Raw genomic sequence first — 25,097 nt, 5'->3', positions numbered from 1 at the left:
AAACTTTATTTATCGAATTCAAATTGAATTCAAAATCAAAATCGAAAAAAAGAACCCAATTCGTAAATGAATTGGATTCTAAATATAACTTCATCAACACCGGTTGACAGAGACCCGTTTTTGTTTGCTTTGAATTTAGGGGTTAGGCGGGCAACTGGCAATGCAGCACATGACTTGTTTGCTATCAAGTCTGACTGTCACACGAGCGCTTAAGCCCGCCAAAAAGTCGTGGTCGCTTGCTTAGTGTCAATATTGTACTGAATCGTCTGGGCCAGCAAGTCATGATTAACACGTTTTTCAAAATTGATTTGCCAGAGCATCTTAGTGGCGTGGTCACCGTTGGCCTCGATAGCGGCTCGAAAATGGTCAAGCGTGGGGGGCTCTAACGCAATATTCAAGTGGTCCTTCGCCGTGCTAAAACCAATGATAAAGGTCCCGTGGTCAGTGAACATCGGCTGGTTCCAAGCCACGCGCGGGGTTAATTGTGGAAACGTCGTGTGAACCCAATTAAGCAGCGGAATCAGCTGTGCCCGTTGTGTGCTGGACTTACCAGCCTCAAAATACGGTTGAAGTACTGCCAAATCGGTGTGTAGTTGGTCGGCCATAATAAATCCTCCATAATAATTCGCCATAATTGTGATGGCCTAAGTGTACAGAAAGGCGGAGCTGGTTGCAACCAAAAACGCCGTCGACGATGCCCACACATTTCGTCAACGGCGTTAGGTTTAAGTTTCCGAGTAAACGAGCCCACTACGATTCATTACTCGGCTGATTGTTTTAGTTGGTTAGGTCCCAATGCCAGTACGGATGGTGGTTTGCCACGTAAATGACAGTTGGGTGTGCTGATTGCGGTCGGCTTTGACGCCGCGTAATCGTTAGAGTTTGTTGATGACGCATAGACATCAGTTCCTTTCTTAATGAATACACTTAGTTTACGCGCCGTCGCTCGCAGTAACTACTGCATTTTCATAAGGCTAGCATAAGAATTTCTTAGAATTGCACTGGTGGGACGAGTAGGGCAATCTCACCTGCAAGGACCTGGGTGTGGTCCTTGCTCTGAAAAGGGCGGCACTCGCTGATGTCACAATGAGCGGCCACCTATCAATAACACGATCTAACTACCCAGCCTAGGACTCAGCCGATTCGAAGCGGACTGAGGGGCGAGTCATGTTCAAGTTTGATGAAGAGGACAACACAGCCTAAGCGGGTGGTCACCCTAAATATTGTAACGGTTGGTCCCAATAGGCTTGGAGTTCATTAAAAAAGCGACTGAGATGGTCCCCGTCGATGGTGGCGTGATTGACCGTAATGCTCAGCGGCATCGTGGTTCTGCCAGCCTCCTGCTTGAACTGACCCGCCTGAAAAATTGGAAAAAAGCTATCCAGCGGTTTGAATGGCAGCGGTGTGTAACTGCTAAAATGAACACCCGGAAGGCTGCCGATATTGACCAAATTTGGGGATTGCGGTGCTTTCGGCATTGGCCCTGGAAGCGCACTGAATTCAGCTTGGTCGGCTAAATAGTGTTGATAAAAAGTTCGGAAATTATTATCGTACGTTGTCCATAAATTGGCCATTGTCCGGTCCGCGTGCAGAATCGTATACGACGGGTGGAGCACGTCAAAGGTCACCAGTTGGTCGTTCAAATAGCCAACGCGCATTTCGGGATGGGTGGTCAACAAGCGACTCACTAGGTAAAGATAAGCCGCGTTAAATTTGACCTGGTGGGCTTTTGTCCAAGTTAGAGTCCTAGTGACATCCATATTGACTGTGAGACTGAAACCACTGGGGGCCAGTTTTGTGAAATAATAAAAATACGGTTGGCGTGGCCAGGTTTCTTGGTCGATAGCAACAGCGTGCATGTTTGGTTTAGTGGTGGTCATTTAGTCTTCCTGCCAATCTTTTGGGCGCCGATTATAGCCATGTTCATCGAATGGTTGTAAATCGTGCAGCCATTTATTTTTGAGTTCCTTAAGTGTGGCGCGCATATTCGTGACAGCCGTTGTTTCCTTTTGCCACAAGACTTGATACGAAAAGTCCGCGGGCGTCTGCTGATTCCAATCAGTCTGTAACGGATTGGCGCGATAAAAGTTCTTATTAAGATTGAGTTGATAAAAGGCCCACCGGTTATGCAAATTGGGGACAACATCAATCCAAATTTTGTGGTTGCGTTCGTTTGTAATTTGAATGACGCCATAATAAGTTGGCGCTAATTTGTATTTTTGCTGTAAATCGCGTTTTTCTGCTGGTTGCATGCTTTTAGTCCTCCTGAGTGGTTGTGCGCCAGTACTGTCGGCCATCGACAGTTCGTTTTAAGAAGCCGTAGTCGATCAGGTAGCGGCGCAGTGTGGTGTAATCAAAATAAATCGGTCGTAAATAAGCGTTGAGCTCGGCTTCACTGAGCGGTTGGTTCAGCGGAATTTCATCAATGATTCGGGTCAAAATCATGACGATCGTCTTCTGTTTCTTCGGCCAGCGCTTCAATTGTAATGGCTCGTGGTCAAAGTCGAAGTACTGCTTCAGCGTTTGGGCCACTTCGTCTTCAGTAATGGCAAAGCGGTCATCAACGATTCCGGGTTGTTCTGGTAAGGCAATCAGATCATTACTCGTCTGGCCACTCTCAAAGACGGATTGATAGATGGCTAGGTACAATTTCGCTTGCTTGGCTTTTTCACGAAAGGTAAATTTTTGATGGCGAATCGTTGCCGCCGCTAATTGAAATTGTTTGGCTAAGTCAGCATCCTTAATGCCGGTCGCAAAAGCGGTCAGTAAATTTTGTTGTTTAGCGGTTAAAGTGTTATAGCGACTATCCAAGTGAATTAATGATGACTGGTTACCGCCATGGACGATCGTCAAGTGTTGTTCGATCATTTCAATCGCAGTGGTCGGTTCCCAACTGGCATCACAGTAGTTACAGGACAGGGCAGTGGCGGTTTGATGCCAACCGCGTTTTAAATCGTCGATCGTTAAATTAGTTAGGTTCATAAGGCCACCTCCAATGCTATTGATTATAAGGGCGTTTATCATATTTGTAAACGTTAAATTTGGATTTATGTTTATTATTCTTGTAAACGTAAGTCGACTCATCTTGTTTACACTTTTGATAAACAAAAAACGTTTGCCGTGACATTGGGATTGTTCACGTTTTAAATTAACGACGCGCTTTAAACCGGAAAAATGCAGGACAGTGTAAATTGAACATCGCATTTTTTGCATGGTGGGCTCATCCGACATGCTCAACACACTTACTCACACGTCCTCAGTTAATGCGTGATTAAGTGTGTTTTTGTGTAATCGGCCGACTGTTGCTAGCCATGGCCTAAGACGATGCTGTGTTATGCCACACTTGCTCTGACACGTTTGTTTGTTAACCGTTACTTGCCATGGATCGTTTAGCAGGTAAAAAATCAGGTCATTCAGGGACGTCCCAGATGCTTCGTCTGCTGGCCTATCGTATAATCCGCGGTGTTGAATCGCTTGGATAGCGGTTACAATAGTTGCAACAAGTTAGAGCCGATTTGACTGAATTTAAAATTTTTAGAAATCACCGAATGGCTATCGAAGTGTTAATCAAAAAGGAAGTGGTTGAAGTGACTGAAGCAATTTTAAGTGTCACGCATCTCAATAAGCGATTCAAACGCCAGCCGGTCTTGCAGGATGTGACTTTTGACTGTGAACCGGGACGTATTATTGGCTTAGTGGGCGCGAACGGTGCTGGAAAAACGACGATTATGAAATCGATTTTGGGGCTCATTCGTACTGAAGGCGCCGTGACGATTGCGGGTCAAGCGATGCAATTTGACCGGCATCCTGCATTGGCACAGGTCGGGGCCTTGATTGAATATCCGAGCCTGTACCCCTATCTGAGTGGCTGGGATAATCTGCGGTTGTTTGCACGTGATCAGGACGTTGCGGCACAAATTCAAGCGCTCGTGACCCAGTTTGACATGTCCGATTATATTCATCGTAAGGCCCGTACCTATTCGCTAGGGATGAAACAAAAACTGGGGATTGCGCTGGCGTTTTTGAACCATCCGCAACTGGTCATCTTGGATGAACCGATGAACGGGCTCGACCCGCAAGGCACCAAGCAACTGCGTGATTTTATTGTGGCTCAAAAACAGCAGGGGGTGACGTTGCTGATCTCCAGTCATATTCTGGGCGAATTACAAAAATTAGCGGATGACCTGGTCATTATTGACCATGGTCGCGTCATTCAGCGGACGACGATGGCCGCAGCTCTGGCGTTGACTGAACATTACGTTGTGGTCGCGACTGAACATGACGGTCAGGCCAAAGCAGCCTTGACTGCGGCGGGTTATCAGTTAGCAGCCGGAACGCCAGTTAAACTGCTTCTAGCACCGGATCAATCAGTGGCGGATGTCTTAGCCGTGTTGCAACAGCAGCACATCACGGTGACAGATGTTCAACACCAGGACGCCGATTTGGAACAGATCGTGTTGACCTTATTAGCGTCATCTAAGGCCTAGGGGGTGGGGCAGATGATAACTTTATATCGACAAGAATTGCGTAAGTTGCTTAAGAAGCAATCGACGTGGTGGTGTCCCGGTATCTTAATCGCACTAGCAGTAGCCTTTGCTAGTCTGGCACGCGTCAATGCCAAACTCTTCCCCGCTAAAGCTTTGTTCAATGATAATTTTGAAACGGGGCAATTCCTGGTCTTCTTTATTATGGGCACGGCTGCGGCGATGGTGACGATGGAATATCAATATGGCACCATCAAAACGGTCTTGACCCAGTCGTATACGCGGGGGCAGGTCCTGGTCAGTAAATGGCTGACGATGTTAACGTACAGTTTGATTTTATACGTGGGGACGCTAGGGTTGACGTTGCTGCTAAAAGTCAGTCTCCTCAACGATAAGTTCATGATCTTTGCCCATCCCAGCTTTTGGAAGCAGTGGTTAGCCGCTACGGCCGGGGACTTCATGAATACTTGGCTGTTACTTAGTCTTGTGTTACTCGTTGCGACGGGCTTTAAACGGTCAGGGACGGCGGTGGCTGTCGGCATCGTCGGGTACTTTTTACTTTCACTCGTCAACGTGCCGATGATTGCGCTGATTAAAAAGTACGCGTGGCTCAAATGGAATCCAATCAACATGTTCAACTATGCGTCACAGCTGCGGGTTGCGTCACTCAGCCATGTGACCAAGTTATCCAACATGCAATTTTTCTGGGGTAACTTAGTCTATATTGGTCTTTTCTTGGCGTTAGGTTGGCTGTTGTTCCGGCGGCGCGAAGTGTGACGCTTATTCGCTAGGGACTGATGTAAGCTAACGATGATCTGAGTATCATCCAGAAAACTAGCTCGCTGGTGCACCATTCCAGCGGCAAGTCAGATGCTTAAATTGCTGGCACAGATTGGTGGCACCAGTCGAAGATCAACTAAAAAAACGAGCCATTGGACAATCCGGTTGGGTTGCCAGTGGCTCGTTTTGGTGGTGATTATACTGATTTTAGTTCGGTGTCATTAAATGTCAATCAACGGGTGCTGGTTTTGATTGATCTAGTCCTGTTGCGATTAGGATAAGCCGCGTGTGGGCCAAACGAGCCGCTACCCGTTTAGACACTAATCTTTCGGTGTGAGCTGTTCGACAAGTTGGGCATCCGGTGAGACGTATAAGGTCTTTTGCCCTTCATAAATCACGAATCCAGGCTTGGCGCCGTTTGGTTTGCGGATTCGCCGTACTTGGACGTAATCAACGGGGACTGTCGCCGAATCACGCGCCTTTGAGAAGTAGGCAGCCAAGTTGGCCGCTTCCATCAAGGTCGTTTCACTCGGGTGGTCAGAATGCACGATGACGTGAGATCCCGGAATTTTCTGCGTATGCAACCAATAATCACTCTTATGAGCGGTTTTGAGCGTCAACTGGTCATTTTGTCGATTGTTCTTACCGACTGAGATGGGGGTGCCATCCGTTGCGATAAACGCCTGTGGTTGACTAGGCCGCCGTGAACTACGCTGCTTCTTCTTGGTATGATGTTGCTTCAGATAGCCCTGTTGCGTCAATTCTTCGCGAATTTCGGCGATGTCGGCTGGGCTGGCTAATTCGATCTGGGTCTGAATGTTATCCAGGTAGTCGATTTCAGCCTGCGTCAAGTCGATCTGTTCACCGACATAGCCGACCGCATTCTTTTGTTTCTGATACCGCGAGAAGTATTTTTGGGCGTTGCGTGAAGGTGACAACTGGTTAGACAACTGAATTTTTAATGGTGCATTATCATGATAATAATCAGGTAATGTAATTTCAGTCATCCCACGTTTGACCTCGTGTAAATAAGTCGTCAGAATTTCACCCTTGAGCCGGAGTTCATCGGCCTGCTTGGTATTGGCTAAAGTCTGTTCCAGCTTTTTGAGCTTGTTACGGTTCTTCTTCAGGTTGTTTTTGACGACCCGAATCAAATTACCGGCTTGTTGCTGGACGCGTTCGCGTTGGGCTGCATCCGCATAGTAAAAATCGAGCAACTGACTGAGCGTGTCAAACTGGCGGGTGGCCGGACCAAAATGGTCGAACTTGCCGGCTGCAAACATCGTTTTACGATTTGGCAAGGTGATTAGCGTTGGTTCTGGATGATCGAACTGTGCCAAGAAGGCTTGGTAGTGTGCGGCTATATCGCCTGGTTGGTGCAAGTCAGCAGCCAACTGTTGGGCACTGTCGCGACCTAAACCTTGATAGTGCTGCTGCAACTGCTTAGCGAGGACATCTTCGTTTGGATAATCGCGCACCAATGTTTGATAATCAGTATTGGGCGTGAACGGATCGATTTTGTCTTGCTTGGGTGGCTGGATATAGGTGGCACCGGGTAGTAACAACCGGTAGCGGTTTTGGTCGGCGCCCACGTGCTTGATGACATCGATGATTTTGCTCGTTTGATCATCAACTAAAATGACGTTACTGTGCCGCGCCATGATTTCGATAATCAACGTCAGTGTCTCAGCATCACCTAACTCGTTGCGGGTTGCGACAGTCAGGTGAACGACCCGGTCATTAGCCATCTGGGTGACGGCAGTGACGACTGCGCCTTGCAAGTACTTCCGCATCATCATCGCGAAGTTCGTTGGTACGGCTGGATTGACGTATGGAATTTGGGTGGTCTGAATCCGTGGATAGGTCGGATCAGCCGATAGCAAGACTGGATAATTCTGCCGATTAGCACGAATCGTGAGGATTAACTCGTTTTGGTAGGGCTGATTAATTTTGGAAATACGACCGCCAACTAAGGTTTGGCGTAATTCGGTGACCATCGCATGGGTGAATAAACCATCAAAGGACATGTGCTCACTCGCTTTCTTAAAGTTTCGTTTATAAACTGTCCGCGGACAGTTAACCGGCTACTAGTATACCGTTATTCAGCACTTAAAGACAAGTTACCGACCCGCGGATGCCAGGTGTTTTAGTAAGCCCAGCAATTTGGACGTCGATTTGTTCCCAATAAACAGATCCATTTGAAAATTAGCTAGGACTTCCCCAGATTTTGCCGGTGTGCGGGTACGAATGGATAGTGGTGGGCGTTACAGTTCGCCTGCCAAAGCTGAAATTCGGTTGAATTAGCGCCTAAATGTTATATGCAAAAACGATTTTACCGGCTTTAATTTCAAAAAAACATCGTAATTATCGGTTTAATATTGTATAATGCAAATGTGAATTATTGTTGAGAGGAATGAAGGACATGAAATCAAGCTTAACGGCACTAGCAGAGACGGCTAAACTCCAAACGGCCAGCTTAAAACAATTGACCAAGGCACAAGGGGTGACGGTTGCGGAATGGCAATTACTGATCCAATTGAACACGGGTGCGAACACGCAAGAAAAATTAGCCACGGCGATGCAATTGGATACCTCAACACTTAGCCGGCAACTCGCCAGCCTCGTTAAAAAGGAGAAACTCAGCAAGGAAGCGGTCGGCCGCGACCGGCGCCAACTCGTTTATACGATTACGCCTGCTGGCCTGACTGCACTCAACGCGATCAACGCCGCTTATGAACAGTTTGAAGCCGACGTTTTTGACAAGTGGCCCCAAGATGAACAAAACTTATTGCGGATCTTGTTGAATCGTCTCAACAAATCAGTCAGTCGGATTTTAGAACCCTAACTTTCCGAGCGGTCGAAGGTAGAGTCTCGCTTAATTTTATGCTATGATGTTTGATATTACTTAAGATGAGAAGTAGGTGTAAGTCATGAAGATTGCTGTTGTTACTGACAGCACGAGCTATTTGACACCGCAAGAGGTCGCGGACAACGATATTCATGTCGTGCCGATTCCGGTTATTATAGATGGAAAAGTGTATCAAGAAGGGGTCGATATCAAGACTGACGACTTCTATGCCAATATGAAATCTTTCAAGTCATTCCCTAGTACGTCGCAACCACCCGTGGGGGAAATGGTGGCGTTTTACAATCGACTTGGTGATCAAGGTTACGATGCCGTCATTAGTATTCATTTAGCTAGTACGATCTCCGGCTTTTACAATAGTCTAATGAATATGCGCGACATGGTCGATAACATTCAACTTTACCCGTACGATTCACAAATCACGGTGCGGTTGATGGGCTATTTGGCACTAGAAGCGGCGCGGATGGCGAAAGCTGGTCGTTCAGTCGATGAAATTCTAGCACGGTTGGATGACTTACGAGCTTCCATGGGCGAGTATTTTATTGTCGATGATTTACAAAATTTAGTGCGGGGCGGCCGGCTATCTAACGCTTCCGCTTTTATCGGTAGTGTGCTACGAATCAAGCCACTACTGACCTTTGATGATGACAGTCATGAAATCGTGGCCTTTGAAAAGGTCCGCTCGACCAAGAAAGCACTGGCGCGTGTCGAACAGCTCTTCGCACAAGCACAAGCGAAGGTCGATTACCCATTGCGAGCCATCATCGTTCAAGGCAATAACTTAGCGGCAGCTGAGGATTGGAAACAAAAATTGCAGCAGCAGTATCCTGACATGCCAATCGATATCACGTATTTTGGCCCGGTCATTGGGGCGCATTTAGGTGATAAGTCGCTCGCGCTCGCTTGGTTGAAAGATATTGACAAGGCTTATCCAGATGCAGATTAAATTTGAAGCGACGCCCGCCAATCGGGCAGCAGCGTACGCCCTGCGTCAAGCGGTCTTCGTTGAAGAACGGGGCATCGCAGCGACGGTTGAGTTTGATGAAAAGGACACCGACGAGCGGCTATATGGGGTGGCCTACTTGCGTCCGGACTTGCCGGTAGCGACCCTACGATTGGAACCACAAGCGGACGGGGTCATGCGTTTTGGCCGCGTTTGTACGCGTCAAGCGTATCGTGGTCAGGGCCTTGGCCAACAGTTGTTGACCGCCGCCGAAGACTGGGCCGTGACGCATGGCTATCAATTAGGTACGATTCACGGCGAGCTTACGGCGCAGTCATTTTATGAGCGCTGTGGCTATCAGGCCACCGCTGGCCCCTATGATGAGGACGGCGCGCCCGTGGTCGTCATGCACAAGCAATTATTCGGATAACAACCAAACGGCGCTGGCAGATTTGTCAGCGCCGTTTTGCACTAGTAACATTGATTATATAGCGTGCCGTCATCTAAATAGGTGGCACATACCAACAACGCAACTGTGACAAACGACGGCTGGTCGTCAAAGTCGAACTAGCCTCGTGATGATGAAAGTGAGGAGAACAGATGGAACAAAAAACACGGGCTGATTTAAAGACCGAAATTAAACAATTATTCAAAGGACGTTGGAAAGATGCCATTTTACTGTGCATCATTGTCAGTTTGCTCTCGATTTATAGCATCATGTCCAATTATTCTGATCAAATTCGCGGGACCAGTCCAACTTCCAGCTGGCATTCAGCGAGTCGATTGGGCACGGTGACTGGCCAGCAAGTCACGTTAGTCTTAGCTACCTTAGCTGGCGTCCTGCTGGTGCAAATCGTAATCGCCTTGGTCATTCAGCTTTTCCGGATTGGCACTAGTTATGCGATGCTCGACTGGGTCCGCAATCCGGAACGCCAGATTCATCCAGTCAGCGATTCGACCGTGGGCTTTACCAAGAAATACGGCTGGTCATTAGTCGGATTAACGATTTATCGCGTCGTCTTGATTTTTTTGTGGACGCTATTATTGATCGTCCCCGGGATCATCAAGGCATACGCTTACTCACAAACTTATTTTGTGTACAAAGATATGCTCGCTCAGGCGTTAGCTGACGGCCAACCGCGGCCCCGTTTTCGGGATGCCGTGACCCGCAGTCGTCAACTGATGGTCGGCCACAAGTGGCAATTTTTCGTATTACAACTGAGCTTCTTGGGTTGGGCAATTCTGAGCGCTTTGACTGCCGGTATCGGCCAATTATGGCTGACGCCGTACACGTATGGCGTCATGGCTAATTATTATGATAATTTACAATTAAAGGCCTAATATTCTGATATCAGCTTCTGCACATTTTCTTGATTGTTTCTTTTATCATCCGGGGGACAAATCGCCCAAAATATGGTAAACTGTCGAAAGCAAGAAAGGAAGTGCGATAGTTAATGCCTGAACAAAAACAGACGCGCATGTCACGCTTAAAAGCGCGTGAGGCAAAAAATGGCAAGCGGGGACGGAAGGCGAGTTCTCAAGGGACCCCCACGCCGCCACCAACAACTAATTCTAAGCTATCAGGTGGATCCAAGCGTTCGTCGACTGAGCCGACACGTTCAACCGAACCGACGCGGTCCACGACGGATCCTAAGAACCCGCAAACGCCAAAATCGCCACATAAAAAACATCACGTTTCGTTATGGTTATTGGCTTTAATCGTGATTGCGCTCGGGGGGACGATTGTCTACTTCGTCAAAGCTGCTAGCAGCCAAGACCTCGTCGAGACGACCAGTAGCTCAAGCAGCAGTAGTCGAAAAGCGCATAAGAAATCATCTTCAAAGGCGTCGAGTTCCTCGAAGAAGAAAAAGAAGAAGTCGAGTTCTAGTGACAGCGATACGAGTAGTACTGCTGATACGACTGATACTAGCAGTTACTCAAATGATACTGGTTATTCATCAGCAAGCGATAACACGACCGCTGCCAGCTCAACGACTACGGCAACTTCGTCATCAGCGACAACTAGTCATGCGGCTGCATCGTCGAGCCACCATTCGTCCACCGCATCGTCCGCTTCAAGTTCAACGAGTGCTGCATCACATTCATCTTCAACTTCGAATTCGTCAAGTTCGGCTAGCTCGAGTTCTAAGAGCTCTGGTAGTTCGACGAGTTCCGGGAAGACGTTTAGCACCTTGGATGAAGCGACGGACTACGGGGAAAATACCGTTAGTGGTAATTACAAAGTCACCACGGATAGTAATGGCTCATATCACGTCACCCACTAGTGTCCAATGCGCTTGATTTCTCACTAGGCTTTTGCGCTGAGATTGGGTATAATAGCCTTAAAATGATTGTAGGAATTGAGTGATGGAATTGAATCGCAATGTGGAAGTTAAATATCCCGCCATTTTTCGTGATGAAGGGACTTATTGGGACGTTCGGTTTCCGGATGTACCCGCCGCACAAACTTTTGGCTCAAGTGTCCAAGTTGCTGCGGACAATGCAGCCAACGCGTTAGCAATTGCGCTCTTTGAACGATCACTACCGGCGGCTTCGGACCCGCAATACTGGCGACTCGCATCGACGGAATTCGTTGTGTGGATCACCATGGCGGATGTCCAGTTTGGCCCTGGTGCCGATACTCCAGAACCAATGAACTAAATCGCGATAAGTTGAAACGGGTGGAGACTGTGTTTGCAGTTCTCGACCCGTTTTCTTATGGCCGAAAGAAGGCGTTCAACCTTGCATCATTTACCGTTAATCTTCGATACTGAAATTGCAAAGGGCAAACCGGAGAATATTCGTCATCCGCAACACGCTTGCCCGTTTTGTGACCGCCAACAGTTGACGGACATTCTGGCGACAGAAAATGACCGGATCTGGTTGTTGAATAAATTTCCAACGTTACAAGCGACCTGGCAGACGATCGTCATCGAATCCAGTGACCATACTGGTGATATCTCAACCTATTCATCCAGCCAGAATCGCGCCGTCTTCGCGTTTGCAATCAAGCACTGGCAAGCCACGATTGCGAGCGGGCGTTTCAAATCGGTTTTACTATACAAAAATTTTGGTCCGCATTCTGGCGGCAGTTTACGGCATCCGCACATGCAAATCGTGGGCTTGACGGCGGTCGACGGCTATGCCAAGATCACTGCCGCTAATTTAACTGGCTATCCAGTCATGACAATCGGGCCTGTCGCAGTCACGATTTCTGACCAACCAGTGATGGGGTTTGTCGAGTTCAACGTCACAGCACCACTGACGGCGATTGCCACCTTAGCGGATGCGGTTCAAGTCGTTGTCCGTTATCTCCTGCATTCTTACTTTCAGGGACGCTGCGACAGTTATAATTTGTTCGTTTATCCGCAAGGTCCCCAAATTACCGTGAAAGTGGTGCCACTCTTCAATGTGTCACCTTACTACATCGGTTACCAGCTCACTCAAGCTGACACTCCAAAGCGGATGCGCGCGATTGCTGACGAGTTACGGCAGGAATTTGCTACCGCTACAGATTAAGAAGCGCAAAAAACGCACGTTAGACCTACGAAAATGAGGCCTGACGTGCGTTTTAGTTATTGGTCGTGGTTGTCAGCTGGTGCAGCATTAAGTTAGCTAATTAAGTCCAACCAGTCAAGCTTCGGTTTAACTTGTACAACCAAGCGACGGCTTGTCAGCAATGCGCGCAATAAGTAGGCAGTGGCACAAAGTTGGTGGTGAAAACAGTTAGGCGCGTCCAATTCGACAAATTTAGACTGAATTAGTCCTCGGTCACGGCGTGCAGTTTTACGTTTAACAGCCAGCCTAAGCCCACTATTAGAATGAGCAGGCCGCTAGTCCCAAACGTCAAAGTAAAGCCCCAGTGTTGTATCAGCCAGCCGATGCCGGGAAAGCTCCCGACCATCGCGAGGCTGAAGCCCATACTTGCGACACTCAGTAGCGTTGCGCGTTGCCCATTTGGAATCAGCTGATTATAGTAATTGGACAGTAGCGGCGCTAATAGCGCTTGCAGCCCGTTGATCACCAGATAGGCGCTGATTAGCCAGTTGGGTGCTGAATTGAATGACCCGAGCAAGGCGATTGTTAAGCCGCCACATAGGCCAATCAGTAGCCGACGTTGGGCGAAATGAGCTTGTAGCCACGGCGTCAGCTGGATGGTAGCGACGTTGACTGCCAGACCAATCACGAGAATCGTCGTGATTTTTGGACTAGTGAAGTGGCGCGCCGTCATCACGGTTTGAAAGTAATAGTAATACGTGGTGCTGACTGCCGAAAAGACGGCATCAAACAAAATCAAGGCGCGTAAACGTGGTTGGGTTTGAAGGACGTGCCAGGCTGCCACGGTGATTTGTCGGAGACCAGGGCGGCTTTCAGTCGGTGCTATGCCGGCCGGAATATTCAGACTGGCAGTGAGCAGTACGGCAATTAGCGCCGCAACCAGGTAGATCCAGTACGTCCAGATGAGGTGGTGGCCCAATAACCAGCCTGCTAAAACGACGCCCACGGTATCCGCAATTTCAATCGTGGTATTTAAAACGGTCGTCACGTGCGGATAGCGGCGCGTCGCATCCGCGGCGACTAAACTGTCGTATTGTGCCGCGGCTAATGTGCCGGATTGTAAATTGTACGCCCACGCTTGTAGCACGAAGGCTAGTAGGAACCAACCAAGACTGTGCGCGGTCAACATGATAATGGCGTGACCAATAGCCATCAGGCGGCTACTGATCAACACACTGCGGTAACCAAAGCGGTCCGCAATTACGCCTGAAGGGACTTCTGAGAGAAAACTGGTCAAGTGAAAGACACTCTCACATAAGCCAATCGCAACTAATGAGAGGCCCCGTTGCTGGAGAAAGATCACCCAGAGCGTGGTGATGCCTAAAAACGAACAGGCGGCATAGCCGTAACTCAGTTGGAGGTTACGGCGGATCAGTGGTGATAACATTGAGATAAATTCCTTAGTGTCACGGGACAAAAAAAGACGACCCAATCGTCGTCTTTTGAGTCCGTGACGGTCCGATGGTAGTAAGTGCTCATTTAGCTTGGAAAAAGGGCAGACTGCGCCCCTTGGCCGTTCAAAGTTGCGATTGTCATCCGTTTAAGGTTCAGCCAAGCTAAAATCTTCACCATCAATATTCACCACTTTCTAATTTTCTTAGTTATCTGTTAGAATTTTAGCATAGGGGACGCCGATTAGCAATCCCTGCTGCTCGCGAGTTTGAGGACCGGTCATTAAGTCTGAATGTGGTATGATATTAAGTAAATGAACAAAGGGACTGGGCTAAAGCGACAACTTAGCCTGGGGCCCACTATTGGAGGAATAGGCATGCAAAACTTGATTCCAGGCGATATGCTTGAAGTTGGTCAAAAATTAAAATGGGAATTAGATGCGGGCATGACCGCAGATGAAAGCAGTGTGATCAATGACGCGGTCTTAGCCGGCACGCAGTACTTTGTCGACGAAGCGCTGGAAGGCAGCTACTGGACGGTCAAGTGGGCGGATGACCACCAAGCCATCGACATTTACGGGACGACTGGCAGTGTCGTCGGCCAAATCAAACCACTGAGTGCGAGTCTTGAGGCCGATTTTCGCCAAGATTCGCAAGGCTTATTTATTCGAATCGAAAAAGAAGTTGCGGTGATCGTCCGCGATAACTAAACCGCGTTAACGAGGTGATTAAATGTTTGAACCAGATGAGGCCCGTTTTGCAACCGTCGGACTTGCGGATCAGCTTCCAGGAGCCGTCATCGACAGTATTTGGGAAATCATTGACCAGGACTTGAAGGGTGTGGTCCACTTACCACAAGTCCTTCAATTTGCGCTACTTGCGCGCAACGGCCAGGTCACGGTGATTTTTGAAGCCCGCCACGTCGCTATCATGGAATTTGATTTACCGATTGCCTTTCAGCATGGTTTCCCGGAAACGGTCGCGGTGTTAGACGATGGGCGAACTCAAACGATGATGTTGATGGACGAATTAGCTGACTGATCAAAAAAATTAAAACGATTATCGACGCGTATGTCGTGGGCGCTACCACGGGATATCTAGGTGGATAATCGTTTTTTAGTTTAGAATAATGGCTACTCGTCCTTGCAATGCGTTGTTGAATCGCACTGTTTGTTAAGGGCGCTTTTTGCGGTCGTGTTTGACTAGGCAGTTATCTGCATAACTTGTATAATGAGGATAGCAGCGGTATGGAACGGGTATTGAAAATGGGATGGCGTTTTGAATGGTCGCAACGTGAACTGATCAGACGCCAATGCGAGGACTAAGTGTTACTGACGCACGACTGACTGGTCAAACGGCGACGCGTCTCCTGGGTATCAGCGTTGGGGGCAAGCCCGCTTGTTCCGCGGCCGCTGGAATTGTAGAAAGGTGTGGATTTGATGGCAAAGACAGCAATTTGCATTGTCGATCAACAGCGATACCAGGTCGTTGACGGCATGCGATTAGAAGAATTGGAATCGGGACTACGGCAGATGATCATGGCCGATTTCCCGCAGGCGCATAACAGCAGTTTTATTTGTAGCGAGCACCTCGTCCATTATCGGCTCGCCAAGATGGATGCCATGATCGAAAATGATTATCGACAAAACGATAAGGTCAATGCGCAGCTTTCGAAAATTTTAGCGAACCATACGTACCGAGTCGTCGATGTTAACAGTGAACTGGAACAATCGCTGACATTCGGCCAACGGGTGGCGGATGCCGTCGCACGGTTTGGTGGGAGCTGGGCGTTCATCATTTCATTCGTGCTGGTGATGCTCGTGTGGATGCTACTGAACGTCTTACCGATTTTTAGCCATCATTTCGATCCGTATCCCTTTATCTTACTGAACTTGTTCCTAAGTATGGTGGCGGCGATTCAAGCGCCACTGATTATGATGAGCCAAAATCGAGCGGCCGAGTATGATCGACTGCAAGCGACCAACGATTTTAAGGTCAATTCAATGTCCGAAGAAGAAATTCGTGTCTTGCATTCGAAAGTCGACCATTTGATTCAACAAGATGAACCAAACATGCTGGAGATTCAAAAAATGCAGACGCAGATGTTGGGTGAAATCCAAGCCCAGGTCAACGAACTGCGGCGACTGCAACCCAGACGGCGACGGAATCAAAGCTAGATATTCTCTAGCCCAGCAATCGAGTTGTGGTGACGCGTGAATCATGCTGATGTGGCATGGTCAGAGAGACGCAATCACGGCCGGCTCACAAACTGGACGCGTCATGTCACTTTAGCTAACCATAATCACGGCCGCGGCTGAGTCACGAGACCAGACTTAATTTAAATGTTTTGAAACTAAAAACGACGACGCTAGCTTCAAGTTAGCGTCGTCGTTTGTTATTCTGAATGGCTGTCCAATGAACGGTGCTGGCGGATGCAGACCATTAACTCATTTTCAGTGGTTATTTATATTTCGTTTCTAAGGCACTCATCCAGTAACCGAGTCCAATGCCGATTAGCAGCGCCACTGCACTAAATAAATACGTGCTCAAGGTCGCGTTGGCGTATGAGATGCTTTCGGCAGCGTATGGATTTGGAATCAAAATCAGCAGGGTGCTAGCCAGCACGATGCCTAGAATAAAGTGATAGACTCGTGAATGGAACTTGATGAGCAGGTAATCCATTAACTTTGAGAACAAGGCCATCGCTAAGATCCCACCGATCGCAATTGGTAAATAGACGCCGACGATATCGAATTTTTTAAAGCCGGTCAACATTGGCGTAAAGAGGCCTAAGATCAGGAGTAAGTTAGATGGGCTCAACCCAGGCACTAACACGCCCAAAGCAATCAAGGCTCCGGCAACGATAAAGCCCCCAAAATTAGCTGGTAGCGTGCCAAATAGTTCGCTCATAAAGTACAGCAGGCCCGCGCTAATGAAGAAGGTCCCAAAGAACCAGACCAGATCTAACCAATCGCGCTTGGACTGGCTTACTGCCGTTTTCGTTAAGGCCGGTAGCGTTCCAATGATTGCCCCAGCAAAGCCCCATAAAACAATGACTTGGGCATGTGCTAATAAATATTCTAATGGGGCGGATAAGGCTGCAATCCCGACGATACCCCCGAGGCCAACCGGCACAAAGTACCAGAAGTCCCGTTTGAAGTTTTGGCGAAAATGGGCCATGAAACCCAGCAAGCGTTCATAAATACCCAAGATTGCGGCCAATACGCCACCAGAGACCCCCGGTAGGATGAAGCCGAGGGCAATCACGATGCCCTTGAAGAAACGTTTCCAGAAAGTATCAGTGGTTTTAGTTGACATAAGTAAGCTCCTTTTGTGCTAATGACTGGTATTTCAGAATGAATCAAAGTACCTAAATATACCAGATATCACGGTTGCTGGCAATCGAAACCCACAAATGTCCGGTTAAAATTAACCAAAAGTTGCGAAGTCCAAACATTTATCATAAAATGAATGGACATGAAAAAATCTGTAATTTTATGAAAATTATTATTAAATTGGATTAAAGGAAAGTTGAGGTCATATGGAAAATCAGCAGCTTGCCCGTAAATTGAAGCGGCGGCATGTTCAAATGATTGCACTGGGTGGTGCCATTGGGACGGGGCTATTTCTCGGTTCCGGCTCGGCTATCAAGCAGGCCGGACCGTCAATTTTGTTGGCCTACGCAATTGGTGGGTTCTTCTGTTACTTGATGATGCGCGCGTTAGGCGAATTATTGCTCTCAGATACGCGGTTGCATTCATTTTTGGAATTCATCAACCGCTATTTAGGGAAACGATTCGAATTCGCGATTGGTTGGACTTACTGGCTGTGCTGGATCAGTCTCGCGATGGCCGATTTGACTGCCAGTGGGATCTATATTCGATATTGGTTCCCGTGGATTCCACAGTGGGTCACACCGTTAATTATTATTTTAATCTTGCTGGTATTTAATATGTTATCCGTCAGTGCCTTTGGCGAACTCGAATACTGGTTCTCGATGATTAAAGTCGTCGCCATTATTGCGTTGATCGTGACGGGTGCAATTTTGATCGGGTCATCCGCGCACGTCGGCGGTCAAACGGTGTCTATCACTAATCTGGTCAGTCACGGCGGCTTTTTCCCTAAGGGTGTCCAGGGCTTCTTGATGTCTTTCTCACTGGTCATCTTTGCCTTCACTGGTATCGAAATGGTCGGTATCACCGCTGGGGAAGCGGAAAATCCTGAAACGGAGCTGCCTCGCGCCATTAATAGTCTCCCGATTCGAATCTCGTTTTTCTACGTTGGTGCGTTATTCGTGATCATGTCGATCTATCCTTGGGACCAGATTACGACTAGTCAGTCACCATTCGTGCAAGTCTTCAGTGATATCGGCATCAAGGCGGCCGCTAGTATCATTAACTTCGTCGTTTTGACTGCCGCATTATCAGCCTGCAACAGCGCAATTTTCAGTACGAGTCGGACGCTGTTTACGTTAGCGCACGGTCAAAATGCCCCGAAGTGGATGGGTAAGGTCAACCGTTACAACGTGCCTGCGCAGTCGCTCTTGTTCTCATCACTGATTCTATTGATCATTGTGGCGCTAAACTACGTGATTCCAAGTACGGTTTTCACGTTGATCTCAAACGTCGCAACCACCAACTTTATCATTGTCTGGTGTGCGTTACTTGTGTGTCATTTGGTCTACAAACGGACCGCGGACAGTGCAAACAATCCGTTCAAATTACCATTGTTCCCACTGTCTAACGTGGCGACACTTGTCTTTTTCATCGCCGTCACCGTTATCTTGTGTTTTGATACCGTCAACCGCTGGGCAGTCATCGGGTCAGTCATTTGGTTCGTAGCGCTACTCGTGATTGAACGGGGGATGCACCGGGTGCAATCAGAAAATTAATTTAAATCAGAAGACACCGCTAATCAGGACAATCACGTTCATTTACGTTAATTGGACTGCTTAGCGGTGTTTTTTGGAGTGCAAACGGCGCGCATTAAGCAGTCAGTTATTCTATAATTAAGTCAATCAACTTGGACACCGTTGCCAACTGCGGCGAGTGGACCAGTTGTGAATCATTATTGGGGAGGGATTCACATGCGTTTTAAATCATTATTCATCCTACCACTTGCACTCCTATTAGTCGGTTGTAGTACGAGTCAGTCCACGACCAAAAGTGATGCCTCGTCATCATCAGCGCGCAAGACCACGACCGTTTCTAAGAAGGCCAGTGTCAAGCAGTCCAAAAAAGCGGTTGCTAACTCTAAGTCGAAAGCGGCCGCAACTTCAACGAGTCAAGCGGCTAAGCAAACGATGAGCAGTTCAAAGCAATCTAGCACGGCAAAGGCATCCTCGTCTGCCAGCACCCAGTCGTCAACCAAGGCCACAACGACGACGAATGGCACGACCCGGTTAACCACGCTTAATCAGCAACTCACCAAAGCATTGGGGAACGTTCTGTTGCCACAGACTGACGGCCTGACCAGTGGCAGTCAGCAGCTAAACGTCCGCTACCAAGGCAGCCAAGCGAACTACACGGTCAGCTACAGTGTTGGTCAAACCGCGCAAGCGTTTAATAGCAAAGCCGTCGCCAAAGAAACGCCGTATGCGACGGTGAATAAGAAGACCTACGCCTCTAATCAGGCGGCGGCCCAAGCCATTGGTCACCGCAATGCTTCAGATGCCAAGGGGCTACCAACCGTCGATTTAGGTCATCAAATTACTGGCTACCTGGATTCAGGTGCCGGGCAGCGCTATATTTTGTGGAACGAGGGCCAGTGGTCATTACAAGTCCACACCTATACCACGCAAAACGATTTAGGGGTCGCTTTAGCCAAACAAACGGTCAACACCCTGGAAAGTTACTATTTGCCTGCACCTAAGTCGGTCGGGTCAATTCAGCTAGAATCAATCTCCACGGATGGCTTACGACAAGTGATTCAGTGGCAAGCTGGACGAGTGGTTTACAAAGTCAGTGCACATGACGCTACCACGGCGATCAAACTCGCTGCTAGCATGCAATAGTGCCATTTAAATCTGAACAACTTACTGGCGGATGACTTCTTGCCAGTGAGGCATCTAAAAAGGCTGTGTCACGGATAGTTAATCTGGGGACACAGCCTTTTTATGGAATTTTAGTGGCGATGATCAGTCAACAAATAGGGACGTGCTCACGGACAGTCACTAGTTTGAGCGGTGGCAGTAATGGTACTTCTAAATAACGGCTACCGAGACGCTTGCTTGCGTTCAGTAGCTGCTCATTTTAAGACTGCGGCATCCGTAACTGCCGCTCTAGGTCCACCGTGTTTTTCAAGATCAAGTCCTGGTCGGCGAGCGCGATGATTCGGTGATGCGTCAACACCTCAGAATCGACTAACGATTGGTAAATGCTGGCCGCCACGACCCAACTGGTATCGGTATCATAATCGCGGGCATGCAATAAGTCATAGCCGTCGCTAGTATCGAGATAGACTTGAAAGCCAATACCTAGGCGTGCTTGGAGCCGTTTGGCATAGCGCTGATACAGGGCCCGATTAGCAGCCGTATCAGGTGTCGGCCCGACGATGCGGTCACCTAACTGTAAGGTTGAAACTAAGCGTACTTGCATGTTCCGGACCTCCTTTACGTTGAAAATGCTAATCTTATTTTAGGCTAAACGTCGGTAAAAATAAAGACACGCGGATGACTGACGGTCAACGCGTGTCTAACAAGTGAGCAATGGATCAAACTAGAAGGTTAATGAGAACTAGTCCAGCCAGGCCGATTAGCAGTGCATATCCGAGTCCTGGTAACAACGTTTTACGAAGAATCGCACCTTCCTGGCCACTGAGGCCGACGACTGAACTTACGGCAACGATATTGTGGACGCAGATCATGTTACCGGCAGCCGCACCGACCAATTGCGCGGCCAAGATAACGGTCGTACTTAAGTTGGCATTGGCTGCGATGTCGGCTTGAATCTGGGCAAACGTCAACGTGGAGACCGTGGTACTCCCAGTAACGAACGCGCCCAGTTGACCGAGAAACGGCGCCATGATGATCCAGACACCAGCGAGGTATTTGGCCACAAACTTGGCAATGTACATCGGCATGCTAGGTAGTGCCGCCTGATTCAGGCCTGAATTAGTAAAGACCTGGACCATGATCAAGGTGACGCCCAATGCAATCGCGGTGTTGCCCATTGACCGAACGACGGTACTGGCAGTTGGCAGCAAGGGCCTTAGTGAGCGGGCTTGTACTAGTAAGCCAATGATGGCGGCAATTGCTAAAATCGTTCCGGGTGAATATAACAGTTCCCAATCCGAATTGATTTGACTGTAGCCTAAGATATTCGTCCAAGACAGGTTGAGATAGTGCGTCATCGCCGTCTTTAACGGCACCAAGACCCGACTAGCGAGTAGTAACAACACCACTAGTAAATAGGGGAACCAAGCCGTGACCAAGCTCATCTGATGTTTTCCGGCTGGCTGTGGGGCGTTGCCATCCGTGCGCCACGGGATGGTTTGAACCGTTTTTGGTAACAGCCACCTGAACCGAATCGTGACGATGGCCACCACTAAAGTGCCCAGTGGTGCGATGATCGAAACAAATTCATAACCAATCAGCCAAACGGTCAGTAGTGCCAAACCACTGTATACAAATCCAATGACTAACGCCCATGGTAAGGTTGTCAGCCACTGCTTGAAACGGTGCTCCTTAGGGCCGAACCAGAGAATCAAAATTAAGATCAGCACTGCCGGCATTAACGCTCCTACGAATAAATCAAGTTGTGTGATTCGCAAGCCAATTGCGTTGAGCAGGCTCGTTTTTTCAGTCACGTTGCTGAGTCCAACGGTCAAAGGCGTGCCGACCGCACCGAACGCAGCCGGAGTCGAGTCTGCAACCAATGCTAAAATCACCGCTGCCATTGGTGAAAAGCCCAAAGCAATTAGTAGCGGCGCGGTGACCATGGCCGGTGTCCCAAAGCCGGAAACCCCTTCAATCAACCCGCCAAACAGGAAGGCGACCAAGACCGTTTGAAGCCGCATATCCGCTGACAAGGCTTGAAAGCCCTGATTAATACGATCAATAGCCCCAGTGGCCCGTAGACAATTTAGCATTAACAATGCACCGAATAAAATCCATAAAATCGGTAACGCTTTATGAATCGCTTGTAAAATCGAAGCGGTGATCACCATTGGACTGAGATGCCAGAAGAAATAGCCAGTCACGATCACAACCAACGCACTGAGACTCATCCCACGCGTTGCAGATAAATTGAGTCCACCGAGTAAAATCAGTGGCAGAATAATGGCTGCACTAGCAACAAGAATCATGGACGGAAAACCTCCTTTTAACGATAATCACGCTTAGTCACGCTTGAAGTAGCGTTGTCCGTAGAGCGTAATCAGGGAGACAACCAGTGAAATTACAGCAAGTTGCCAGACCATGCCGACCAAGTAAGTCGTTTTCAACGCAACCGAACTGGGATTGAAAAAGCGCATCAGGTTTAAATGTTTGAGACTACTAGTAATAACCAATAGACCGAAGAAGCACAATTGACACAGCAAGCCGCCATAGGTTGAAAATCGGTATTTATGAATGATAGCCAAATCGGGGTCATCAACCTCGGCGGCATAGACACTGGTGTTGATGGCTGGGTTTTCAAACCCGACGTACAGTGAAATCAAGAGTAGGCCGAGCACATACAACACGGGTTGTGCCGTGATGACCAACACGTGACCCAGAATTAGGCCAATGCGTGCCAACCGGGTGGCCTGCTGCGAATCGTGGTGAGCTAGGGCTTGGTAGAGCGGATGTCCCGTTTCGAAGCCTAATAAATAAATGGCAAACACTAAATACATCCCCAGCTTACCGAAGACAAATACGCCGAAGAAACTATTGAATAGTAAAACGAAGCTCAGCAGAAAACCGCGGTTCACGATCCGTAGCTTGTTTGCGGGCATCGCTTGCCAGTCAGCAGCCAATTCTAGGTTGAGTAAAATAATGGCGACAACAATAATAACGAGTACGGCCGGTAACGCGATCTGAATCGTTGCTTTCCGGAGCAGCGTCAACAGACCAATTACGGCAAAGAAGATGATGAAGACTGCCACGCGCCACAGTTTAATCGGTCGAGCGTCGGCAGCCTGATGGTCGTTGTAAAAGGCTAATGAGAAACGGCTGAGTAGCCGACCAGCGGGTAACGCAATAATGAATAACAATGCGAGAATCGCAAAAGCTAGGCGATAGCCCCAACCGAGCGCAAAATCTAGACCAAATAATACACCGAGTGCCGCAAAAATCAACCAGTAGAACCGTTTGAGCTTAAAATCTGTTTGTTGTGACAAGTGGAGCTTGATGGTTAGAAAGTAGGGCCAAATGTTGGCGGATGTGTAGCCTAAAAATAGGGCGCCAATCAGGACAACCACTAAATTAGTGGTCAAACAAAACAGTAGGCTACCGATCGCACCGAGCCAAAGACAAATCAGCAGGTAACTGCTAGCCTTAAGATTCAGATGCTTGGTGCCAAAAACACTAGCAGCCCGTGCCACATAAAAGACGACGATGGCCGCCAAGTAATTGGCATTGTGGGTCTGCTGATACTTAAACAGAATCAAAACATAGGGCAGGACAATGCCGACGTTTGCCAGGAAATTCAGGGTGGCGACGGAGAAGTCCAGTCCAGAGTGTCGTATACGAGTCAAAAATAATCACAACCATTTCGTTAGTTTTCTAGGGCTAGTATACCAATTAATGACAGTTAATGCTGATATTAAGGCATGCTTGTGAATCTTAATAAATTGATATAAGTATAGCCGTTGAGATTGTATCAATATAATTATGTAAAGTGTTACTTTAACTAATCGCTAAAACAAAAAACGTCTCTAAGCACAGACCTAAGGGTACGCATTCCATTGCATATCTGAGCTCAACCGTTCATAATAATGATAACAGAAAGTCAATTAACTAACAGTGCAACTCAAGCATACCACTAATGACAAAGTGAGGAAACATTACTAATTCTTTATGAATTGCCCCTTGTCTGTGTGGTCTGAATTGTACTAGATTAGAGATGTTATGGAATTAGACGTATCGATTTTCAAAATTGTTAATAACCATTTTATTTCAACTTGCTAAAGGTTCCGACATGCGCATTCCGAACGTTGGAAATCGATGGTTATTACAATTATGTTCATAGAAAATCCATAATTTATGTTTATAATTGCCAAATAATACGTACCATGAATGGAGTAATGTTGATATGATTTATGCACAGATTTTAGCTGGTGGTAAGGGAACCCGAATGGGAAATGTTCCAATGCCAAAACAATTTTTGACCTTGGCAGACAAGCCAATTCTAATTCATACCATCGAAAAGTTCGTCTTAGAATCGCGATTTGATGCAATCTTGGTCGTTTGTCCAGCTGACTGGTTAAGTCACACGCAGGACTTGATTAAAAAGTACATCTCAGACGAGCGGGTGCACGTCGTCACTGGTGGTTCTGAACGCAATGAAACGCTGATGAAGGGCATTGAATATATTCAGGAAAATTATGGCTCACACGATGATGATATTGTGGTTACTCACGATGCCGTGCGCCCATTTATCACCCAACGAATCATTAATGACAATATTGAAGCCGCACTGAAGCATGCCGCAGTGGATACCGTCGTACCCGCAATCGATACGATCGTTCAAGGGACGGAAGGTAAAATTGACGATATTCCAGTTCGCTCGACGATGTATCAGGGCCAGACGCCACAAAGTTTTAACATTAAGACCTTAGTTAACTCATATAACGCCTTGACTGATGCTCAAAAGGCAACACTATCAGATTCGTGCAAGATTTGTTTGTTGGCCGGCGAAGAAGTGACGATGGTGCGCGGCGAAAACTATAACTTTAAGATTACCACGCCTTATGATTTGCGGGTTGCATCCGCTTTAGTAGAAACGAGGGACTAGTATGTTAAATCAAGTTTATCGATTAGAATCTGTTTAAAATCTTTTTAAGAGTAATATCAAGAAAGCGAGAATAATCATTTGGCGACTTGAATTAAGGTGCCGCTCACAATTTTTCCAGAGCCGACGACATTTATCTAACCA

25 protein-coding genes and 1 pseudogene are annotated in these 25,097 nt (G+C 47.8%); 15 read left to right on the top strand and 11 right to left on the bottom strand.

What is annotated here, in order from left to right:
* Positions 1–209: 209 nt before the first annotated feature.
* From MZO40_RS15425 to MZO40_RS15410, 4 genes are all read right to left on the bottom strand, one after another.
* Positions 210–605: an iron chaperone gene (locus tag MZO40_RS15425; RefSeq protein WP_105961756.1), complete on the bottom strand. Its 396-nt coding sequence runs from the start codon at positions 603–605 to the stop codon at positions 210–212.
* A gap of 606 nt (positions 606–1,211) precedes the next feature.
* Entirely contained in the window at positions 1,212–1,880 is a 669-nt protein-coding gene (locus MZO40_RS15420) for a chloramphenicol acetyltransferase (protein WP_105921535.1), read from the bottom strand.
* Positions 1,881–2,252: a GIY-YIG nuclease family protein gene (locus MZO40_RS15415; protein ID WP_088769511.1), complete on the bottom strand. Its 372-nt coding sequence runs from the start codon at positions 2,250–2,252 to the stop codon at positions 1,881–1,883.
* A 4-nt stretch (positions 2,253–2,256) separates the two neighbouring features.
* Positions 2,257–2,982, bottom strand: coding sequence for a DUF2087 domain-containing protein (locus MZO40_RS15410; RefSeq protein WP_105961755.1), 726 nt, complete (start codon positions 2,980–2,982; stop codon positions 2,257–2,259).
* Positions 2,983–3,587: 605 nt separating this feature from the next.
* On the opposite strand from MZO40_RS15410, the gene MZO40_RS15405 reads away from it, so the two are divergent.
* Both MZO40_RS15405 and MZO40_RS15400 read left to right on the top strand, forming a co-directional pair.
* Positions 3,588–4,487: an ABC transporter ATP-binding protein gene (locus tag MZO40_RS15405; protein WP_088771251.1), complete on the top strand. Its 900-nt coding sequence runs from the start codon at positions 3,588–3,590 to the stop codon at positions 4,485–4,487.
* A gap of 12 nt (positions 4,488–4,499) precedes the next feature.
* Positions 4,500–5,261 carry an ABC transporter permease subunit gene (locus MZO40_RS15400; RefSeq protein ID WP_105961754.1) on the top strand — a complete coding sequence of 254 codons (762 nt, stop codon included), beginning with the start codon at positions 4,500–4,502 and terminating at the stop codon, positions 5,259–5,261.
* A gap of 323 nt (positions 5,262–5,584) precedes the next feature.
* Here the strand turns inward: MZO40_RS15400 and MZO40_RS15395 are convergent, their stop codons facing one another.
* The gene (locus MZO40_RS15395) at positions 5,585–7,291 is read right to left on the bottom strand and encodes an NFACT RNA binding domain-containing protein (protein WP_122211659.1); all 1,707 of its coding nucleotides are present in this window, start codon (positions 7,289–7,291) and stop codon (positions 5,585–5,587) included.
* A gap of 395 nt (positions 7,292–7,686) precedes the next feature.
* Here MZO40_RS15395 and MZO40_RS15390 point away from each other — a divergent pair, with 395 nt between their 5' ends.
* From MZO40_RS15390 to MZO40_RS15360, 7 genes are all read left to right on the top strand, one after another.
* Positions 7,687–8,109 (top strand): MarR family winged helix-turn-helix transcriptional regulator, encoded by a 423-nt coding sequence (locus tag MZO40_RS15390; protein WP_050338644.1) that lies wholly within the window; start codon positions 7,687–7,689, stop codon positions 8,107–8,109.
* A gap of 85 nt (positions 8,110–8,194) precedes the next feature.
* On the top strand, positions 8,195–9,076 hold the full coding sequence (locus MZO40_RS15385; RefSeq protein WP_088769507.1) for a DegV family protein: 882 nt from the start codon (positions 8,195–8,197) through the stop codon (positions 9,074–9,076).
* Entirely contained in the window at positions 9,066–9,503 is a 438-nt protein-coding gene (locus MZO40_RS15380; RefSeq protein ID WP_050338642.1) for a GNAT family N-acetyltransferase, read from the top strand. The genes MZO40_RS15385 and MZO40_RS15380 overlap by 11 nt, the downstream gene beginning before the upstream one ends.
* A 170-nt stretch (positions 9,504–9,673) precedes the next feature.
* Positions 9,674–10,414, top strand: a complete 741-nt coding sequence (locus MZO40_RS15375) for a DUF975 family protein (protein WP_122217874.1) — start codon at positions 9,674–9,676, stop codon at positions 10,412–10,414.
* Between the two features lie 113 nt (positions 10,415–10,527).
* Positions 10,528–11,358 carry a hypothetical protein gene (locus MZO40_RS15370; RefSeq protein WP_056952857.1) on the top strand — a complete coding sequence of 277 codons (831 nt, stop codon included), beginning with the start codon at positions 10,528–10,530 and terminating at the stop codon, positions 11,356–11,358.
* A gap of 88 nt (positions 11,359–11,446) precedes the next feature.
* On the top strand, positions 11,447–11,734 hold the full coding sequence (locus MZO40_RS15365) for an RNA-binding protein (protein ID WP_033619675.1): 288 nt from the start codon (positions 11,447–11,449) through the stop codon (positions 11,732–11,734).
* A gap of 81 nt (positions 11,735–11,815) precedes the next feature.
* Positions 11,816–12,592: a DUF4931 domain-containing protein gene (locus MZO40_RS15360; protein ID WP_105961750.1), complete on the top strand. Its 777-nt coding sequence runs from the start codon at positions 11,816–11,818 to the stop codon at positions 12,590–12,592.
* A gap of 241 nt (positions 12,593–12,833) precedes the next feature.
* Here MZO40_RS15360 and MZO40_RS15355 read toward each other — a convergent pair whose 3' ends face one another.
* The gene (locus tag MZO40_RS15355; protein ID WP_252133388.1) at positions 12,834–14,018 is read right to left on the bottom strand and encodes an MFS transporter; all 1,185 of its coding nucleotides are present in this window, start codon (positions 14,016–14,018) and stop codon (positions 12,834–12,836) included.
* Positions 14,019–14,399: 381 nt separating this feature from the next.
* Here MZO40_RS15355 and MZO40_RS15350 point away from each other — a divergent pair, with 381 nt between their 5' ends.
* The 3 genes from MZO40_RS15350 (at position 14,400) to MZO40_RS15340 (ending at position 16,199) form a co-directional block, all read left to right on the top strand.
* A complete protein-coding gene (locus MZO40_RS15350) occupies positions 14,400–14,732 on the top strand; it encodes a hypothetical protein (protein ID WP_003638785.1) in 333 nt (110 codons plus the stop codon).
* Positions 14,733–14,754: 22 nt separating this feature from the next.
* Positions 14,755–15,063 carry a DUF960 domain-containing protein gene (locus MZO40_RS15345; protein ID WP_088769502.1) on the top strand — a complete coding sequence of 103 codons (309 nt, stop codon included), beginning with the start codon at positions 14,755–14,757 and terminating at the stop codon, positions 15,061–15,063.
* Positions 15,064–15,461: 398 nt separating this feature from the next.
* Positions 15,462–16,199 (top strand): DUF1003 domain-containing protein, encoded by a 738-nt coding sequence (locus MZO40_RS15340; RefSeq protein ID WP_003638787.1) that lies wholly within the window; start codon positions 15,462–15,464, stop codon positions 16,197–16,199.
* Between the two features lie 283 nt (positions 16,200–16,482).
* Here MZO40_RS15340 and MZO40_RS15335 read toward each other — a convergent pair whose 3' ends face one another.
* The gene (locus MZO40_RS15335) at positions 16,483–17,340 is read right to left on the bottom strand and encodes a DUF368 domain-containing protein (protein WP_056952861.1); all 858 of its coding nucleotides are present in this window, start codon (positions 17,338–17,340) and stop codon (positions 16,483–16,485) included.
* Positions 17,341–17,563: 223 nt separating this feature from the next.
* Between MZO40_RS15335 and MZO40_RS15330 the strand changes: the two genes are divergently transcribed.
* Together MZO40_RS15330 and MZO40_RS15325 are read left to right on the top strand one after the other, a co-directional pair.
* Positions 17,564–18,913: an amino acid permease gene (locus MZO40_RS15330; protein ID WP_105961748.1), complete on the top strand. Its 1,350-nt coding sequence runs from the start codon at positions 17,564–17,566 to the stop codon at positions 18,911–18,913.
* A 195-nt stretch (positions 18,914–19,108) separates the two neighbouring features.
* On the top strand, positions 19,109–20,035 hold the full coding sequence (locus tag MZO40_RS15325) for a hypothetical protein (protein ID WP_252133387.1): 927 nt from the start codon (positions 19,109–19,111) through the stop codon (positions 20,033–20,035).
* 238 nt (positions 20,036–20,273) lie between these two features.
* On the opposite strand, the gene MZO40_RS15320 is transcribed toward MZO40_RS15325, so the two are convergent.
* The 3 genes from MZO40_RS15320 to MZO40_RS15310 form a co-directional block, all read right to left on the bottom strand.
* Positions 20,274–20,618, bottom strand: coding sequence for a hypothetical protein (locus MZO40_RS15320; protein ID WP_050338635.1), 345 nt, complete (start codon positions 20,616–20,618; stop codon positions 20,274–20,276).
* Positions 20,619–20,733: 115 nt separating this feature from the next.
* Complete coding sequence (locus MZO40_RS15315; protein WP_105961746.1) at positions 20,734–22,326, bottom strand: L-lactate permease; 1,593 nt, start codon at positions 22,324–22,326, stop codon at positions 20,734–20,736.
* 33 nt (positions 22,327–22,359) lie between these two features.
* Positions 22,360–23,697, bottom strand: coding sequence for a hypothetical protein (locus MZO40_RS15310; RefSeq protein ID WP_252133386.1), 1,338 nt, complete (start codon positions 23,695–23,697; stop codon positions 22,360–22,362).
* 557 nt (positions 23,698–24,254) lie between these two features.
* On the opposite strand from MZO40_RS15310, the gene MZO40_RS15305 reads away from it, so the two are divergent.
* Positions 24,255–24,956 (top strand): 2-C-methyl-D-erythritol 4-phosphate cytidylyltransferase, encoded by a 702-nt coding sequence (locus MZO40_RS15305; RefSeq protein ID WP_050338632.1) that lies wholly within the window; start codon positions 24,255–24,257, stop codon positions 24,954–24,956.
* A 33-nt stretch (positions 24,957–24,989) separates the two neighbouring features.
* Here the strand turns inward: MZO40_RS15305 and MZO40_RS15300 are convergent.
* Positions 24,990–25,097: pseudogene (locus MZO40_RS15300) on the bottom strand (IS5/IS1182 family transposase); the annotation flags it as partial.

The sequence above is a fragment of the Lactiplantibacillus sp. B652 genome, from assembly GCF_023806745.1.
GTDB lineage: Bacteria > Bacillota > Bacilli > Lactobacillales > Lactobacillaceae > Lactiplantibacillus > Lactiplantibacillus pentosus.
This window is presented reverse-complemented; position numbering and strand designations above follow the sequence as displayed.

Excerpts from the sequence above, each read along its gene's own strand:
- MZO40_RS15425 (WP_105961756.1), bottom strand. The coding sequence starts at position 605 with ATGGCCGACCAACTACACACCGATTTGGCAGTACTTCAACCGTATTTT.
- MZO40_RS15420 (WP_105921535.1), bottom strand. The coding sequence starts at position 1,880 with ATGACCACCACTAAACCAAACATGCACGCTGTTGCTATCGACCAAGAA.
- MZO40_RS15415 (WP_088769511.1), bottom strand. The coding sequence starts at position 2,252 with ATGCAACCAGCAGAAAAACGCGATTTACAGCAAAAATACAAATTAGCG.
- MZO40_RS15410 (WP_105961755.1), bottom strand. The coding sequence starts at position 2,982 with ATGAACCTAACTAATTTAACGATCGACGATTTAAAACGCGGTTGGCAT.
- MZO40_RS15400 (WP_105961754.1), top strand. The coding sequence starts at position 4,500 with ATGATAACTTTATATCGACAAGAATTGCGTAAGTTGCTTAAGAAGCAA.
- MZO40_RS15395 (WP_122211659.1), bottom strand. The coding sequence starts at position 7,291 with ATGTCCTTTGATGGTTTATTCACCCATGCGATGGTCACCGAATTACGC.
- MZO40_RS15390 (WP_050338644.1), top strand. The coding sequence starts at position 7,687 with ATGAAATCAAGCTTAACGGCACTAGCAGAGACGGCTAAACTCCAAACG.
- MZO40_RS15385 (WP_088769507.1), top strand. The coding sequence starts at position 8,195 with ATGAAGATTGCTGTTGTTACTGACAGCACGAGCTATTTGACACCGCAA.
- MZO40_RS15380 (WP_050338642.1), top strand. The coding sequence starts at position 9,066 with ATGCAGATTAAATTTGAAGCGACGCCCGCCAATCGGGCAGCAGCGTAC.
- MZO40_RS15375 (WP_122217874.1), top strand. The coding sequence starts at position 9,674 with ATGGAACAAAAAACACGGGCTGATTTAAAGACCGAAATTAAACAATTA.
- MZO40_RS15370 (WP_056952857.1), top strand. The coding sequence starts at position 10,528 with ATGCCTGAACAAAAACAGACGCGCATGTCACGCTTAAAAGCGCGTGAG.
- MZO40_RS15355 (WP_252133388.1), bottom strand. The coding sequence starts at position 14,018 with ATGTTATCACCACTGATCCGCCGTAACCTCCAACTGAGTTACGGCTAT.
- MZO40_RS15350 (WP_003638785.1), top strand. The coding sequence starts at position 14,400 with ATGCAAAACTTGATTCCAGGCGATATGCTTGAAGTTGGTCAAAAATTA.
- MZO40_RS15345 (WP_088769502.1), top strand. The coding sequence starts at position 14,755 with ATGTTTGAACCAGATGAGGCCCGTTTTGCAACCGTCGGACTTGCGGAT.
- MZO40_RS15340 (WP_003638787.1), top strand. The coding sequence starts at position 15,462 with ATGGCAAAGACAGCAATTTGCATTGTCGATCAACAGCGATACCAGGTC.
- MZO40_RS15335 (WP_056952861.1), bottom strand. The coding sequence starts at position 17,340 with ATGTCAACTAAAACCACTGATACTTTCTGGAAACGTTTCTTCAAGGGC.
- MZO40_RS15330 (WP_105961748.1), top strand. The coding sequence starts at position 17,564 with ATGGAAAATCAGCAGCTTGCCCGTAAATTGAAGCGGCGGCATGTTCAA.
- MZO40_RS15325 (WP_252133387.1), top strand. The coding sequence starts at position 19,109 with ATGCGTTTTAAATCATTATTCATCCTACCACTTGCACTCCTATTAGTC.
- MZO40_RS15320 (WP_050338635.1), bottom strand. The coding sequence starts at position 20,618 with ATGCAAGTACGCTTAGTTTCAACCTTACAGTTAGGTGACCGCATCGTC.
- MZO40_RS15315 (WP_105961746.1), bottom strand. The coding sequence starts at position 22,326 with ATGATTCTTGTTGCTAGTGCAGCCATTATTCTGCCACTGATTTTACTC.
- MZO40_RS15305 (WP_050338632.1), top strand. The coding sequence starts at position 24,255 with ATGATTTATGCACAGATTTTAGCTGGTGGTAAGGGAACCCGAATGGGA.